This window comes from Dietzia sp. SYD-A1 (genome assembly GCF_015356725.1).
In the GTDB taxonomy this organism is placed as follows: domain Bacteria; phylum Actinomycetota; class Actinomycetes; order Mycobacteriales; family Mycobacteriaceae; genus Dietzia.
In genome coordinates, this window is sequence record NZ_JADDKI010000153.1 from 1 (window position 1) to 13,081 (window position 13,081).

The 13,081-nt window shown below is 69.8% G+C and carries 13 protein-coding genes; 3 read left to right on the forward strand and 10 right to left on the reverse strand.

Going from position 1 to position 13,081, the window contains the following annotated elements; genetic code table 11:
• The coding region (gene deoC, locus IY392_RS07135; protein WP_194860857.1) for a deoxyribose-phosphate aldolase at positions 1–558 on the reverse strand (558 nt) is incomplete at its 3' end.
• Between the two features lie 52 nt (positions 559–610).
• Between deoC and purU the strand changes: the two genes are divergently transcribed.
• A complete protein-coding gene (purU, locus tag IY392_RS07140) occupies positions 611–1,477 on the forward strand; it encodes a formyltetrahydrofolate deformylase (RefSeq protein WP_194860858.1) in 867 nt (288 codons plus the stop codon).
• A 24-nt stretch (positions 1,478–1,501) separates the two neighbouring features.
• On the opposite strand, the gene IY392_RS07145 is transcribed toward purU, so the two are convergent.
• The 9 genes from IY392_RS07145 to aceA form a co-directional block, all read right to left on the reverse strand.
• The gene (locus tag IY392_RS07145) at positions 1,502–2,212 is read right to left on the reverse strand and encodes a MerR family transcriptional regulator (protein ID WP_194860859.1); all 711 of its coding nucleotides are present in this window, start codon (positions 2,210–2,212) and stop codon (positions 1,502–1,504) included.
• The gene (locus IY392_RS07150) at positions 2,209–2,490 is read right to left on the reverse strand and encodes a DUF2516 family protein (protein WP_194860860.1); all 282 of its coding nucleotides are present in this window, start codon (positions 2,488–2,490) and stop codon (positions 2,209–2,211) included. Before IY392_RS07150 ends, IY392_RS07145 begins: the two co-directional genes overlap by 4 nt.
• Positions 2,491–2,642: 152 nt before the next feature.
• The gene (locus IY392_RS07155) at positions 2,643–3,743 is read right to left on the reverse strand and encodes a hypothetical protein (protein ID WP_194860861.1); all 1,101 of its coding nucleotides are present in this window, start codon (positions 3,741–3,743) and stop codon (positions 2,643–2,645) included.
• A gap of 78 nt (positions 3,744–3,821) precedes the next feature.
• Positions 3,822–4,343, reverse strand: a complete 522-nt coding sequence (locus IY392_RS07160; RefSeq protein ID WP_194305318.1) for a helix-turn-helix domain-containing protein — start codon at positions 4,341–4,343, stop codon at positions 3,822–3,824.
• A gap of 164 nt (positions 4,344–4,507) precedes the next feature.
• Positions 4,508–5,716: a DUF445 domain-containing protein gene (locus IY392_RS07165; RefSeq protein WP_107757371.1), complete on the reverse strand. Its 1,209-nt coding sequence runs from the start codon at positions 5,714–5,716 to the stop codon at positions 4,508–4,510.
• A gap of 89 nt (positions 5,717–5,805) precedes the next feature.
• Positions 5,806–6,114, reverse strand: coding sequence for a hypothetical protein (locus tag IY392_RS07170; protein ID WP_107757372.1), 309 nt, complete (start codon positions 6,112–6,114; stop codon positions 5,806–5,808).
• A 77-nt stretch (positions 6,115–6,191) separates the two neighbouring features.
• Positions 6,192–8,492, reverse strand: a complete 2,301-nt coding sequence (gene metE / locus IY392_RS07175) for a 5-methyltetrahydropteroyltriglutamate--homocysteine S-methyltransferase (protein WP_107757373.1) — start codon at positions 8,490–8,492, stop codon at positions 6,192–6,194.
• Positions 8,493–8,497: 5 nt separating this feature from the next.
• On the reverse strand, positions 8,498–9,418 hold the full coding sequence (locus tag IY392_RS07180) for a 3-hydroxybutyryl-CoA dehydrogenase (RefSeq protein WP_107757374.1): 921 nt from the start codon (positions 9,416–9,418) through the stop codon (positions 8,498–8,500).
• A gap of 158 nt (positions 9,419–9,576) precedes the next feature.
• A complete protein-coding gene (gene aceA, locus IY392_RS07185) occupies positions 9,577–10,866 on the reverse strand; it encodes an isocitrate lyase (RefSeq protein WP_182613133.1) in 1,290 nt (429 codons plus the stop codon).
• 192 nt (positions 10,867–11,058) lie between these two features.
• Here aceA and ramB point away from each other — a divergent pair, with 192 nt between their 5' ends.
• Together ramB and IY392_RS07195 are read left to right on the forward strand one after the other, a co-directional pair.
• Entirely contained in the window at positions 11,059–12,513 is a 1,455-nt protein-coding gene (gene ramB / locus IY392_RS07190) for an acetate metabolism transcriptional regulator RamB (RefSeq protein WP_107757376.1), read from the forward strand.
• A 5-nt stretch (positions 12,514–12,518) separates the two neighbouring features.
• On the forward strand, positions 12,519–13,081 hold a 563-nt coding region (locus tag IY392_RS07195; protein WP_194860862.1), incomplete at its 3' end, for a carboxymuconolactone decarboxylase family protein.

A 13,081-nucleotide genomic window follows, 5' to 3' on the forward strand; every position in this document is an offset into this window, starting at 1 on the left:
GTGCATGGCGGCGACCGCCCGGACGCTGGCGCCACCGGCCGGGTGGAACCCGGTGGAGGTCTTGACGAGGTCCGCGCCGGCCCGCGCGACGGCGTGGCACAGCTCCTCGATCCGCCGGTCCCCCGCCTCCTCGCCCAGCGCCCGGTGGATCGCGGCGGTCTCCAGGATCACCTTGATCACGGTGGGCGGGGGGACGGCGTCCCGCATCGTCAGCACGTCGGCCATCACCTCGTCGACCTCCCCGGCGATCGCCGCACCCACGTCGATCACCATGTCCACCTCGACAGCGCCCTGGTCCACCGCCAATCGGCCCTCCATGGCCTTGACCAGGGAGTGGTGCTTGCCGGACGGGAAGCCCGCCACCGTCGCCACCGTCAGGCCCTCCGCCCGCACCGGGAGCATCGCCGGGCTCACGCATACCGCCTTGACCGCCAGGTCACGGGCCTCGTCCACGCAGGCCTGCACGTCCTCCCGGGACGCGTCCGGGGAGAGCAGCGTGTGATCGATCATCGCCGCGACGCGGTCGCGGGTCAGGTGAGTCTGTGGGGTGGCGTCCATACGGTCAGCCTAGCGGGGCTCCCCGGCCCCCCTGCTGGCACAATGACCGTTCATGTCACGCCGTTTCGTCCTCTCGCTGGGTTGCCCCGACCGCATCGGCATCGTCGCCCGCATCGCCACGTTCCTCGCCGAGCTCGGCGGCACCATCGTGGAGGCGGCCTACCACGCGGACGAGAACTCCCGCTGGTTCTTCACCCGCCAGGCCGTGGACGCGGAATCGATCGGGATGGACCTCGACGAACTGCGTCGGCGCTTCGCCCGTGTCGCGGCCGAGCTCGGGCCGGAGACGGACTGGAACATCGCCGATTCCGCCGAGCCGAAGGACATCGTCGTCCTCGTGTCCAAGGAGGGGCACTGCCTGCACGACCTCATGGGTCGGGTCGACAGTGGGGACTTCCCCGCTCGCATCCGTGCGGTGATCGGCAATCACGACACCCTCCGTGGGATGACCGAGGCCCACGGCATCCCGTTCCACCACGTGCCCTTCCCGGCGGATCCGACCGAACGGGCCCCCGCGTTCGCGGAGGTGGCCTCGATCGTCGACGCCGTCGACCCGCACGCGATCGTCCTGGCCCGCTTCATGCAGGTCCTGCCCGATGACCTGTGCACCCATTGGGCCGGTCGAGCGATCAACATCCATCACAGCTTTCTCCCGAGCTTCGTGGGTGCGCGCCCGTACCACCAGGCTCACATCCGGGGCGTCAAGCTCATCGGGGCGACCTGCCACTACGTGACCGCCGATCTCGACGAGGGGCCCATCATCGAGCAGGACGTCATCCGCGTGGATCACGCCGCGACCGTGCAGGACATGGTCAGGCAGGGCCGCGACGCGGAGAAGTTGGTGCTGGCCCGCGGCCTGAGGTGGCACCTGGAAGATCGCGTCCTCGTGCACGATGCGCGGACCGTCGTGTTCACCTGACGCGGGCCCCTCCGGGCGGGGGCTTTAGTCGCGGGAGAATCCGTGGCGCTCGGTGAGCAGGGTCTCGGCGGCGGACAGGAAGATCAGCCGCGCGGCCGTGCCCGCCCTGGGGAGCGTCGACCGGACCCGCTTCTCCAGTACCGCCTTGTCGATCCCGGCATCACCGAGGGCCTCCACCAACACGGTGATCGCCTCGACCGCCCTGCCCTGCCCCTCCATGACCAGACGACCGATCTTCTCGATTCCGTCCGCGTCCACGCCGAGCACGATGAGGTCCCGCAGGAGTTCGGCGATATAGGCGTCGGAGAGCAGATGGCCGGCCGCGCCCGGTTCGGTGACCAGGCCGATCGACTCCCCCACCTCCTTCAGCGTCTCGGGGATGTCGAACGAGGCGACCGCCTGTGATTCCGATCGGGTGCGCCGCCGGCGGGACCCGGTGGGTCTGCGCTCGCTCCGCACACTCTCGACCTCGAGCAACTCCGCGAGCGTGAACCCGTGCCGCTCGGCGATGAGCAGTTCCTCGATCGTGGCGAACGTGTAGCCACGGTTGAGCAGCCGCAGGATCATCTCGAGCCGACTGCGGTGATCGGGTCCGTACAGAGCGGTCCGGCCCTTGCGGATGGGCGGCTGGAGCAGTCCGCGATCCTGGTAGACGCGGATGTTGCGGACGGTCGCGCCGGAGGTCTCCGCCAGCTCGTCGATGCGCTGCAGCGGAGCGGACCTCCTCGAACTCACCTGCGCCTGCCGCCGACGGCCGGTCTGACATCGGCGAAGAAGACGCCGACGGCGACCATACCCACGATCCCGAGGATGCCGAACGGACGGATAGCGAAGAAGAGGGCGGCGGCGGCGCAGATTCCGATCCAGGCGGGTTTGGGCCACTTGCCCTCGATCGAATACGCCGACGCGGGAGGGAGGACGGCCAACACCAGGCCGACCAGGGCCCACGCCACGAGGGCGGCCTGGATGGCCACCTGGATCAGGCCCCAGGTTCCGGGCAATGCTTCAATCACGGCGCCCAGTGTAGTCGCCGCGTCCGCACCGTCCGAAGCGGATGTTCACGGCGTGGATTCACGGTGCCGCGACGACAGGACGACGCCGTCCCCCGGCCCGCTCTGGTCGAGCGGGCCGGGGGACGGCGGACCGCGGTTTCAGCCGCGGTGGCTCAGTTGGAGCCGGAATCAGAGGACGTGCCGGCGGAGGACGACGACGAGCCGGTCGAACCCGAGGTCGAACCCGAGGTCGAGCCCGTGGCCGAACCCGAGGTCGAGCCCGACGCCGGCTTCGAGGCAGTGCTCTTGGAGGGCGTGGTCTTCGAGGCCGTGGTCTTCGAGGGCGTGCTCTTGGCCGCCGACGCCGACTTGGTCGCCGAGGTCTGCTTCGACGCCGTGGTCTTGGAGGCAGTGCTCTTGGAGGCCGTCTTCTTGGCCGGGGCCTTCTTGGCGGGAGCCTTCTTCGCCGGGGCCTTCTTCGCGGTCGTCTTCTTGGCCTGGGCCGTCCTGGCCTCGACCTTCGCGGCCCCGCTCTGGACCTCGTCCGAAGCGGCGTACGCGGCGTCCTCGACCTTGTCGGCGGCCTTGTCGGCAGCGGTGCCGGTCTCCTCAGCGGCCTGACGGGCGGCCTTGGACACGCGGCCCGCGGCCTTGACCCCGATGGAGCGGGTCTGGCGGGCGACCGTACCGAGCGCGTCCTCGCCCAGCTCGACCTGCTCCTCCACGGCACCGGCGGCGCGGGCGACCTGCTCGTTGACGCGGGCCAGACCGGCCTCGAGCTGCGGGTTCTCCTCGCGCAGGCGAGCCACGACGTCCTCGCCACGGGCCGCGAGCCCGCCGTAGATGCCGGCCGCGACCTCGACGTAGGCGTCGGCGACCTTGCGCAGCTCCTCCGGGCGGAAGCGGTTCACCAGCTCCTCGACCTCGGCCGGCAGCGCCTGCACGCGGTCAGGAACCTCGTTCACGCGGTTCTGCACGTCGGCCACGCGCTCGGTCACCCGGTTCTGCACGCCGGTCACCCGCTCGTTCACCTTGGTCTGAGCCTCGGTGACGGCGTCCTCGGCGCGACGACGCAGGTCGGAGACCAGGCCGGACACGGCCTGGACCGCGAGGTCGTTGACGCCGACGTAGGCGTAGACCGGAGTACGCACCGCGGACAGCGCCTGCCCCAGCGGTCCGCTGGGTGCACCGCCCTTGGGGTTGGACTGCGACTCCGCCTGGGCGGCGGCGGCCTGGGCGGGGGTCTTCTTGGAAACGGGCTTCTTCTGGCTCATGTCGGCTCCTTGATCGTTGTCTGCAGGTCTTGCGGGTTCGGATGTCACGTGGCCCTGCCGGGCCGCCGTCGGACGGGCTCAGTGCACGTCGACGACCTGGTCGGCGGCGATCGCGTTGTTCGACAGAAACGACTCGTAGATCTCCACGAGCACCTCCCTCTGACGCTCGGTGAGGTCGGGCGCGGTGAGGATGGCGTCCCTCACCGGGCTCCCCTCCTTCAGTTCGAGGATTCCGGCGCGCGCGTAGAGCACCTCGGCGGACAACCTCAGACCTCGTGCGATCTGACCCAGCACCTCGGCGGACGGCTTGCGCAGGCCCCGCTCGATCTGACTCAGATACGGATTGGAGACGCCGGCCCGCTCCGCGAGCTGCCGGATGGACACCTCGGCGGCTTCCCGCTGTGCGCGGATGAACGACCCGATGTCCTGTGACTCGGACGCACGCCTGTCGTGGTCACCCTGTGGGGCGACACCGTCGTGACGGGGGACCTCGCCTGTCGGTTTGGTCCTCCGCGCGAGAGTCGCTGCGGTCGGTTCGGCCGCCTGCGCGGAGGCGGACTCAGGCTGTCGACCGCTCTCCCGGCCTCGCTTCTCGGCCACGGAGTCCACCTCCTCTCGCCGTGCATCTCACGTTGTCTGCACACAACGCTAGCAACGAGTGCTAGCAGCAGCAAGCGGGGTGGGGCGTGTAATGGATCACACCCCGGAGGAGCACAGCGGTCGGGGAACGAGCAGGCAGGGGACGCGCAGATCAGAAGAGCAGCTCAGAAGATGAGCAGGGTGAACTGGTGGATGACCAGACCCACCAGCGCACCCACGAGCGTGCCGTTGATCCGGATGAACTGCAGGTCCTTGCCCGCGAGAAGTTCGATCTTCTCGGACGCCTCGTCCGCGTCCCAGCGCTCCACCGTCTCGGAGATGATCGACGTCACCTCACCGGAGTAGTTCACGGCCACGTACGCGGCGGTCCGGGTCATGTAGTCGTCGAGGCGGGCGCGGACCTTCTCGTCGTCGACCAGCATGTCCGCCAGTCGGCGCAGGAGGTCGTCGATCTTCACCCGGAGGGTCGACGAGGAGTCCTCGGTGGCCTCGACGATCATGCGCTTGGCGGCCGTCCAGGCGGACGCCGCCGCACGACGGACCTCCTCGCGGTTCATCACCTCCGCCTTGAAGGTCTCGAGCTTGGCCATGGTGGCCGGATCCTGCTGGAGGTCGCGGGCGAAATCCTCGACGAACCCGATCAGGGCGAGGCGGACGGCGTGCTGCTTGTCCACCTTGATCTGCCAGGTCCACTCGCGCAGTTCGCGGTAGGCACGATCGGAGAGGAGCTCGTTGACGAACTGTGGCGCCCAGGTGGGCGCCTTCTCGCGGACCCAGCGGTCGATGGTCTCCGGGTGCGCCTCGACCCACTCGTGGGCCCGGTCGGCCATGAGATCGAGCAGCGGCAAGTGCCGGCCCTCGGCGAGGAGCTCGCCGAGGATCCGTCCCGCCGGCGGGCCCCACTGCGGTTCGGCGATACGCGCGACGATGGTCCGCTCGATGATCGCCGTGGCGTCCTCGTCACGGAGGACCGCCAGGACGGACCGGATCGCCTTGGCCGACTGGTCGGAGGCGATCGCACGATGGTCCTCGTCCTGGAGCCACTCGCCCGCCCGTGCGGGGATCCTCGCACTGCGTACCTTCTCGCTCACCATCTCGGGATCGAGGAAGTTCTCGCCCACGAAGGTCCCCAGGGAGGCCCCCAGCTGGTCCTTCTTCCTGGGAATGAGAGCCGTGTGGGGGATGGGGATCCGGAGCGGGTGCCGGAACAGCGCGGTCACGGCGAACCAGTCCGCGAGCCCGCCGATCATCCCCGCCTCGGACGCCGCACGCACGTACCCGGCCCATGCCCCGGCCCCGTTGGACAGCGAGTACTCGGCGAACAGGAAGATGATCCCGGCCAGGACCAGAAACCCCGTCGCGACCAGCTTCATGCGGCGGAGAGCAGACCTGCGCTCCGCATCAGTGGCCGGGTCCCCCGCCACCAGGGCGGGCCCACCCGCCGCGGTGACCGGGTCGAGCGTCAGTGCGCGTCCTTGCGTCCGTACTTACGGAAACCGACCATGCACACCGCGAGGCCGACGACGAAGACGACGACCGTGGCCACGACCGCCGCCACGACCAGGCCGAGGGACACGTCCATGTCGTCGACGTAGAAGGCGAGCGCGGTGATGGGCAGCCCCAGCATGCTCATCGCCAGCAGCATGATGGCCGACCCGGCGTAGATCTCGGTGGAGTACAGCGGGTAGGTCGGCGCCACCTCGGTGGCGTACGTCGGGTAGTACTCCTCGACGATGGCAGCACCAGTGTGCTCGAGGGTCTGACCGGCCATGATGTCGTCCTCTTTCGTCTACTATCGATCCCGGGCGCCGCGGCACGGGAGTTGCTTGTCCCGATTCTATTGGAACCTCAGGTCCCGGGGGCAACCGCCCGGCGGATTCGTCGCGCGGCGGTAACGAGGTTGCGCAGACTCGGTTCCAGCTGCCAGGTGTAGCGGGTCTTGAGGCCGCCGTCCGGGACCGCCCACAGTCGGTCCACCCCCACCGCCGCGACCGCCTCGAGCAACCTCTCGTGGAGCAGGTCGATGTCGGGGACGAACCCCGATCTCGACTCGTAGACGCCCGGGGCGACCTGCCGCGTGAGGGTGTGGTCCGTGAGGGCGTCCAGGACCCAGTCGATCGACCGGGTCGCGACGATCGCCGTCACATCCGCGTCGAGCCCCTCGATCGCCTCCTTCATCACCTGCAGGGACGAGTAGCTCAGGTGGGTGTGGATCTGGGTGTCCGGACCGGCGCCTGCGGAGGCAAGGCGGAACGTGGCCACCGCCCACTCGAGATAGGCACGCCTGTCCGCCCCGCGCCGCGGCAGCAGCTCGCGGATCGCCGGCTCGTCGATCTGCACGATCGCCAACCCCGCGTCCTCCAGGTCCGCCACCTCGTCCCGGACCACCAGGGCCAACTGGGTGGCCACCTCGGACAGCGCGAGATCGGTCCGGCAGAAGGACCGGGCGAGCATCGTCACCGGTCCCGTCACCATCCCCTTGACCGGTCGGTCGGTGAGGGTCTGCGCGTACCCGGTCCACTCGACCGTCATCGGCGCGGGACGCGCCACGTCCCCGTACAGGATCGGTGGGCGCACGCAGCGGGACCCGTAGGACTGCACCCATCCGTGCCGGGTCGCCGCGAACCCGTCGAGCAGTTCCGCGAAGTACTGCACCATGTCGTTGCGCTCGACCTCACCGTGCACCAGGACGTCGAGACCGATGTCCTCCTGCAGGCGGATCACCGAGGCGATCTCGTCGCGCAGGTAGCCGCGATAACGCTCGTAGTCGATGCGGCCGTCGGCCAGGTCCCGGCGGGCCCTGCGGATCTGCACGGTCTGCGGGAACGACCCGAGGGTCGCGGTGGGCAGGATGGGGAGCCCCAGACGCGCCGCCTGCAGCGGAGCCCGCTCCGGGTAGGGCATGCGGAGCTTGTCGTCGTCGTCGACCGCCGCCGTCCTGGCCCGCACGTCCGGCCTGCGCGCACTGGGCCGCTCCGGCAGCGGACGCCACCGCGGCGTCGGGCCGTCGACCACCGCGTCGGCCAGCGACACCACCTCCGCGACCTTCTGGCGCGCGAAGGCCAGGCAGTCCCCCAGTTCCGCGGGCAGGTCCTCCTCGGCCCCGACGTCGTAGGGCACGTGGAGCAACGTGCAGGAGGTCGACACCACCAGGTCGGCGAAGGTGTCCTTGAGCCGCCTCAGATACTCGAGCACCTCGAACTTGTCCGTGCGCCAGACGTTCTGGCCGTCGACCACACCGGCGTAGAGCCGCTTGTCCGCGAGCCCCGGGACCGCCGCGAGGTCGTCGGGGGTCCGGTACCCGTGGACCAGGTCGAGACCGATCGCCTCGACCCCGGTCGACGCGAGCGCGGGCAGCGCCTCGGCCAGGTCCCCGTACTGGCCCGTGACCAGGATCCGCGGACGCGTGGGGGACGCGGACAACCGGTCATAGGCGTGACGCAGCCGCTCGACCTCGCCGGGAGTGCGTTCCATGGTCATACAGGGTTCGTCGAACTGGACGCAGGTCACGCCCGCCTCCGCCAGGACCTCCAGCAGCCTCTCGTACTGTCCGAGCACCCGGTCGAGCAGCTCGATCGGCTGGAACCCGCGTGTTGCGGTGGGGGAGGCCTTGCTCAACAGCAGCAGCGACACCGGCCCGGTGACCACCGGCCGGATGTCGATCCCCAGTTCGTGCGCGCGGGCGACCTCGGCCAGCAGCGCCCCCGGCGCCAGGCCGAGCACGGAGGAGTCCTCGAACTCGGGCTGACGGTAGTGGTACGGGGTGCCCTGGAGCGCCACCAGTTCCAGTGGAGCCACGTCCGCGCGGCCGCGCGCGAGTGCGAACTGGGTGTCCACCGGCGACAGGCCACGCACCAGGTCCGTGAAACGGTGCGGGACGGCGCCGATGAGCAGGGCGTCGTCGAGGATGTGGTCGTAGAAGGAGAAGGTGTTGCCGGGGATCTGCGTCAGCCCCGTGTCCCGGAGCTCCCGCCAGGTCGACTCCTGGATCCGGCGGCCCACGGACAGGAGTTCGGACCGTGTGCCGTCCCCGTGCCAGTATCGCTCGAGCGCCCGCTTGAGCTCCCGCCGCGGGCCGATGCGCGGGTACCCCAGCACGCTGGACGCGCGGGTGAGCGCGAGGTGCGAGCGTTCGAGCTCCCGTCTCACGGCGGTCAGCGGGTGGCCCGGGCAGCTGCTCGGGGGACGTCGTAACGGTAGAAGCCGTGGCCGCTCTTCTCGCCCAGCCGTCCCGCCTCGACCATCCGCAGCAGCAGGGGCGGCGGTGCGTACAGCGGTTCACGGAACTCGGCGTACATCGACTCGGCGATCGCCTTGACCGTGTCCAGGCCCACGAGGTCGGCCAGGGAGAGCGGCCCCATCGGGTGGGCGCACCCCAGCACCATCGCCTTGTCGATGTCCTCCGGGGTGGCGAACCCGGACTCCGCCATCCTGATGGCCGAGAGCAGGTAGGGCACGAGCAGAGCGTTGACCACGGCGCCCGACCGGTCAGCGGAGTGCACCACCTGCTTGCCCAGGACCTGCTCGGCGAACGCCTCGGCGCGCTCGCGCACGGACCTGCCCGTCTCCAGCGTGCTCACCAGCTCGACCAGGGGCAGCACGGGGACGGGGTTGAAGAAGTGCATGCCGATCACGCGCCGCGGAGTGGCGGTGCAGGAGGCGAGTTTCATGATCGGGATGGACGAGGTGTTGGAGGCCAGGACCGCTTCCGGGTCGGTGACCACCTGATCGAGCTCACGGAACACCGCCGCCTTGGCCGCCTCGTCCTCGACGATCGCCTCGATCACCAGCTGACGGTCGACGAAGTCCCCGAGGTCGGTGGTGAACCGCAGCCGCAGTGCGGCCTGGTCACGCTCGCGCCGGGTGATCTTCCCGGAGGAGACCCCCCGGTCGAGGGAGGCGAGGATGCGGGACCGGCCCGCCTCGGCGAGGTCCCGGGTGGAGTCCCACACCAGCACGTCGACGTGGGCGCGCGCGCAGACCTCGGCGATCCCCGCCCCCATCCGGCCGGAGCCGACCACTCCCACGCGGGTGATCGACCCCGGCTCCGGGGCTACCTCGCGGGTGGTGGGCATCTACGACACGTCCTTCTCGAACCGGGTGGTCGGTCCGGGCACGGGCCCGGAGTGCACGGACACGACCGGGGGCCGGGGCCGCCTCGTGGAGACGATCCCGGCCCCCGGTGTGGTGGTGCCATGGTGCTGGTCGCCCTACCGGAGGGCGATCCTGGGGGTCAGTGGAACTGACCCTCCTCGGTGGAGCCCTTCAGCGCCGCGGTGGACGTGTTGGGGTCGACCGTGGTGGCGATGCGGTCGAAGTAGCCGGCGCCGACCTCGCGCTGGTGCTTGACGGCGGTGAAGCCACGCTCCTCGGCGGCCTTGAACTCGCGCTGCTGCAGGTCGACGAACGCGGTCATCTGGTTACGGGCGTAGCCGTAGGCCAGGTCGAACATGCCGTAGTTGAGCGAGTGGAAGCCGGCCAGCGTGATGAACTGGAACTTGAAGCCCATCGCGCCGAGCTCCTTCTGGAACTTGGCGATCGTGTCGTCGTCCAGGTTCGCCTTCCAGTTGAAGGAGGGCGAGCAGTTGTAGGCCAGGAGCTGGTCCGGGAACTCCGCCTTGACGGCCTCGGCGAACTGCTTGGCGTACTCGAGGTCCGGGGTGCCGGTCTCCATCCAGATGAGGTCGGAGAACGGGGCGTAGGCCTTGGCGCGCTCGATGCAGGGCTCGATGCCGTTCTTGACGTTGTAGAAGCCCTCGGCGGTGCGCTCGCCGGTGATGAACGGGCGGTCACGCTCGTCGACATCGGAGGTGATGAGCGTAGCGGCCTCGGCGTCGGTGCGCGCGATGATGACCGACGGGACGTTCGCGACGTCGGCCGCCAGACGGGCCGAGGTCAGCGTACGGATGTGCTGGTTGGTCGGGATGAGCACCTTGCCACCGAGGTGGCCGCACTTCTTCTCCGAGGCGAGCTGGTCCTCCCAGTGCACGCCCGCGGCGCCGGCCGCGATCATGGCCTTCTGCAGCTCGTAGGCGTTCAGGGCGCCACCGAAGCCGGCCTCGGCGTCGGCGACGATCGGGGCGAGCCAGTTCTCCACCGAGGTGTCACCCTCGATGCGGGCGATCTCGTCGGCGCGGAGCAGCGCGTTGTTGATCCGACGCACGACGGTCGGGACCGAGTTGGCCGGGTACAGCGACTGGTCCGGGTAGGTGTGGCCCGAGAGGTTGGCGTCGCCGGCGACCTGCCAGCCGGAGAGGTACACGGCCTCGAGGCCCGCACGGATCTGCTGCACGGCCTGGTTGCCGGTCAGCGCGCCGAGGGAGTTGACGAAGTCCTTGTTGTTGACCTTGTCCCAGAGGATCTCCGCGCCACGGCGGGCGAGGGTGTGCTCCTCGACGACGGTGCCCTGCAGCTCCGCCACCTGCTCGGCGGTGTAGTTGCGGGTGATGCCCTTCCAGCGGGGATTGGTGTCCCAGTCCTGCTGGATCTCTGCAGCGGTACGTGCCTTGCCAACGTTCGACATCGCGACTCTTTCCTGTCTCGGGGGCGGAGCCGGCTTCGCACGATTGCGAGCGCGGCGTCCTGTACTTCGAAAGGATGCCACACTCATCGCAGCCCGTCTACCTGCGAGTTATGCGAATCTGGCGAGTTTCCTTGCGTCGATTGCAAACTTTGCGAAGAATGTGGGGCACACCACCGACCGCGGGAGCCGACGATGACCACCACTCACATGGGCGCACGCCTGCGACGCCTGCGGGAGGAGCAGGGGCTTACCCAGGCGGCGTTCGCCGAGACGCTGGGGCTGTCCGCCAGCTATCTCAACCAGCTCGAGAAGGACGCGCGCCCGGTCACCTCCCGGGTCCTGGCCCGGCTGTCCGAGGAGTACGGGGTCGACTCGACCTTCTTCGCCTCGGACGCCGACACCCGGCTGATCGCGGAACTGACCGAGGCCCTGTCCGACCCCCAGGTGTCCGCCGGCGTCCCCGCGGGTGAGGTGGTCGACCTGGTCCGTGCCCACCCGTCGCTGGCGCGCGCCTTCGCCGTGCTGAACCAGAGGTATCGGAACTCGGCCGACCTCCTCGCCGCCCTCACCGAGAGTCGCAACGCCCTGTCCGACGACACGGACACCTTCGCGTTGGCCATGCCCCACGAGGAGGTGCGCGACTACTTCTACCAGCGCCAGAACTACATCGATTCCCTGGACACCGCGGCCGAGGAGCTCACCACCCGGATCCGGATGAACCGCGGCGACGTCCGCGCCGAGCTCGAGAACCGGCTCGCCGAGACCCACGGGGTCCGGGTCGCGCGCCGCGTGGACCTGCCCGACGGCCTGTGGCACCGCTACTCCGACCGCGACCGTCGGCTCGACCTGTCCGCGCACCTGACCGGGGGGCAACAGGCCTTCCGCGTGGCATCGGAGCTCGCGTTCCTCGAGCACCACGAACTGCTCGACCAGCTGGTGGCCGACGGCGCCTTCAGCTCCCCCGCCGCCGCCTCCCTGGCCCAGCGCGGGCTGGCCAACTACTTCGCCGCCGCCGTACTGATGCCCTACCAGCGCTTCCTCGACACCGCCGAGGACTTCCGCTACGACGTCGAACGCCTGATGACCTTCTATGCGACGGGCTACGAGACCGTGTGCCACCGCCTGTCGACGCTCCAGCGCCCGGGCGCCGCCGGGGTGCCCTTCAGCTTCGTGCGGGTGGACCGCGCGGGGAACATGTCCAAGCGGCAGTCGGCCTCCGGCGTCCACTTCACCACCTCGGGCGGCACGTGCCCGTTGTGGAACGTCTACGAGACCTTCTCGTTCCCCGGCAAGATCATGCGGCAGGTCGCGGAGTTGCCCGACGGCCGCCTGCACCTGTGGGTCTCGCGGACCGTGACCACCCGGCCCATGCGGTTCGGCCAACCCCGCAAGACCTTCGCGATCGGTCTGGGCTGCGAGGCCCGGCACGCCCACCGCACCGTCTACGCGCAGGGTCTGGACCTCGCCGACGCCGACGCCGCCACCAAGATCGGATCCGGGTGCCGCATGTGCGAGAGACCCGCCTGCCCCCAGCGTGCCTTCCCGCCGCTCAACCGCACACTCAGGGTCGATGCGCATCGATCGTCGCTCTCGCCGTATCTGCTCGACGATCCCCACTCCCGGACGACCTCCCCTGCCCTACCCTGACGGCCATGAGCCAGGCACACCACACCGACAGTGACCCCGGGGACCCGGGCCGGCCCCGAATCCGCCCCGGCGGGTTCCGCGAACTCGGTCCGGTGGGCTGGGCCGTCAACCGCGTGGGAGCCCGCGTCACCGGCAGCCGCGACGTCCATCTGTTCGCCACACTCGGCCGCGCACGCCGACTGTTCCCCGCGTGGTTGGCCTACTCCGGGATGATGATGCCGTTCGGGGTCCTCGACCGCCGGACCACAGAGCTGGTCATCCTGCGCGTCGCCCACCTCCGGGACAGCGCCTACGAACGGGCCCACCACGAGCGGATCGGCGCGCGGGTGGGGCTCGACGACGACGAGATCGCCCGCACCCTGCACGATCCCCGATCCGCCGGGTGGTCGGATCGGTTGCGGGCGGTGTTGACCGCGGTGGACGAGCTCGTGCGGACCAAGGACATCGCCGACGGCACGTGGGAGAAGGTGGCCACGCACCTGACCGAGGCGGAGCTCGTGGGCCTGGTGCAGCTGGTGGCCCAGTATGACGGCTTGGCCACGTCCCTCCACGCCCTGCGGATCCAGCC

What these genes read in the sequence shown, in the direction of transcription:
- purU (WP_194860858.1), top strand. Translation starts at nt 611, where the DNA reads ATGTCACGCCGTTTCGTCCTCTCGCTGGGTTGCCCCGACCGCATCGGC.
- IY392_RS07155 (WP_194860861.1), bottom strand. Translation starts at nt 3,743, where the DNA reads ATGAGCCAGAAGAAGCCCGTTTCCAAGAAGACCCCCGCCCAGGCCGCC.
- IY392_RS07165 (WP_107757371.1), bottom strand. Translation starts at nt 5,716, where the DNA reads ATGAAGCTGGTCGCGACGGGGTTTCTGGTCCTGGCCGGGATCATCTTC.
- IY392_RS07170 (WP_107757372.1), bottom strand. Translation starts at nt 6,114, where the DNA reads ATGGCCGGTCAGACCCTCGAGCACACTGGTGCTGCCATCGTCGAGGAG.
- IY392_RS07180 (WP_107757374.1), bottom strand. Translation starts at nt 9,418, where the DNA reads ATGCCCACCACCCGCGAGGTAGCCCCGGAGCCGGGGTCGATCACCCGC.
- aceA (WP_182613133.1), bottom strand. Translation starts at nt 10,866, where the DNA reads ATGTCGAACGTTGGCAAGGCACGTACCGCTGCAGAGATCCAGCAGGAC.
- ramB (WP_107757376.1), top strand. Translation starts at nt 11,059, where the DNA reads ATGACCACCACTCACATGGGCGCACGCCTGCGACGCCTGCGGGAGGAG.